Source organism: Pseudoflavonifractor capillosus (assembly GCF_016899775.1).
Taxonomy (GTDB): Bacteria; Bacillota; Clostridia; order Oscillospirales; family Oscillospiraceae; genus Lawsonibacter.
This window is the reverse complement of record NZ_JACJJE010000120.1, coordinates 1-2,179: the sequence shown is the minus strand read 5'-3', so window position 1 is coordinate 2,179 and position 2,179 is coordinate 1. Positions and strand designations below refer to the sequence as shown.

Here is a 2,179-nt window from a genome sequence, read left to right as displayed (position 1 = left end):
AGATGTGTATAAGAGACAGGAGTCGGACACCGCCAGGGTGGTCCGGAACTGCTGGGCCGGCATGGTCTGAAAGGCAGTCTGGCGGGGCGTCACTGTGTCGTGGGGCTTGGGCTTCTCCAGCACCGCCGCCGGGCGGGTGTGGTCCCGCTCCAGGGCGGAGAGGACGGCGTGGTACACCGCCCCGAACACCGAGCGCTCATTGCCGAACTTCACCTCGGTCTTGGCCGGGTGGACGTTTACATCCACCGCGCTGCGCTTCAGCTCCAGGTGGAGGACGCAGGCGGGGAACTTACCCACCATCTTCTGGTTTTTGTACGCCTCCTCCAGGGCGGCCATCATCAGCCGGGACTTCACCTGCCGGCCGTTGACGAAGAAGAACTGCCAGTTCCGGCTGGCCCGGCAGCAGGCGGGCTGGGACACATAGCCGGTGACCGCCATGTCCTCTCCGGAACCGCTGACCTGGGTGAAACCCAGGGCCAGCTCCCGGCCCAGGACGGCGTACACCGCCGACTGGAGCTGCCCGTCCCCGGGGGTGAGCAGCTCCTGCTTCCCGTCCCGGAGGAACTTCACGCTCACCTCCGGGTGGGACAGGGCCACCCGCTGGACCACGGCAAAGACGGCGGCCCCCTCGGCCGCGTCCTTCTTCATAAATTTCAGCCTCGCCGGGGTGTTGTAGAACAGGTCCCGCACCACCATGGTGGTGCCCAGGGGGCAGCCCGCCTCCTCCACCGGTCCGGGCACGCCCCCCTCCAGGGACAGGGAGGCCCCCAGAGGGCTGTCCTGGGTGCGGCTCATCACCTCCACCCGGGAGACGGCAGAGATGGCCGCCAGGGCCTCCCCCCGGAACCCCAGGGTGCCGATGGCCTCCAGGTCGTACTCGGTGCGCAGCTTGCTGGTGGCGTGGCGGAGAAAGGCGGTCTTCAGCTCGGAAGCCGGGATGCCGCAGCCGTCGTCGGTCACCCGCAGAAAGGTCATCCCCCCGTGGGCGATCTCCACCGTCACGGCGGAGGCCCCCGCGTCAATGGCGTTCTCCATAAGCTCCTTGGCCACGGAGGCGGGGCGCTCCACCACCTCGCCGGCGGCGATCAGATCGGCCACATGGGGGTCTAATACTTGTATGTTGGGCATGGATACCTCCAAATGAGAGCATAGTCTGGCATCTTACTATTATTATAGCACAGCTTGGGGAAAAAGGCGAAAGGTTTTCCTTGGGGAGGGATTTTTGCCGCCGCCCTATTTTGCAGGGTTCCGCCCTGCGGGGCGGGTGAGGGGGCGTCTCCCCCCAAAAAGCCTTCCCCCAGGGGGGAAGGTGCCCCAGTGCGCACACTGGGGCGGATGAGGGGGTAGTCTAAGGAACAGCCATCATTAGAAGAAACCTGTAGAGCGGGGGCTTGCCCCCGCCGCCCCACCTGGTTTCGATTTTTCTGTAGGGCGCGACGACCCGGCGCGCCGCCTCACAGGGTTTCGCCCTGCGGGGCGGGTTTCTTTCCCAGCGATGGGAAAGAAACCAAAGGATCGCCGGGGGACGCAGCCGATGGACTACGGCTCCGCTTCGCTTCGCCTAGGTCCATAGGACTGCTTTCCCCGGACCCCATTACGGTGGTTACCCCTTTGGCCAGATAAAAATTTCCGGCGCGCAAAATCTGAGTGGCGGTCTAAATTCCCGCCGGGCCACTGGGCCCTGGGTATGCAAAAATTGTCGCTGTTGCGGCTTCACAACTGCGCCTGGCTCTGCCGAGCCAACGTCCACGGTGCGGTTTTCGCCGTAGGGGCGACCCTGCGGTCGCCCGATAGCCTTCCCCTTTAGGGGAGGGTGGCTGGCCGAAGGCCAGACGGATGAGGGAAACGGCCCTAGTTATGAGAGCGGCCCGTTTCAACCGTAGGGGCGCACAGTGTGCGCCCGCGGGCCGCCGAGGTCGTCGGCCCCTACGGCAAAACCGGAAGATTCCCCCATCTCGCAGGGACGGGTGCCCTCACCCGCCCGCCCCAGAGGATTCCTCCCACTCGTAGGGGCGGCACACCGGGCCGCCCGGAAACGGCCCGATGGGGGCATCGGGCCCTACGAAAGATCAAACGCACCTTCGGATACGCCGTAGGGGCGGGTCCCAGACCCGCCCGCCGTACCCCCGCCCCCCCAGTCTCATATAAACAAATGACGCGGCCCACGCAGAGGATAGTT

The 2,179-nt window shown here is 65.6% G+C and carries 1 protein-coding gene; it reads right to left on the bottom strand.

Annotation, left to right across the window (positions count from 1 at the left end):
* On the bottom strand, nt 1-1,128 hold a 1,128-nt coding region (gene mutL / locus H6B31_RS16500), incomplete at its 3' end, for a DNA mismatch repair endonuclease MutL (protein ID WP_204899493.1).
* Between the last annotated feature and the right edge of the window lie 1,051 nt (nt 1,129-2,179).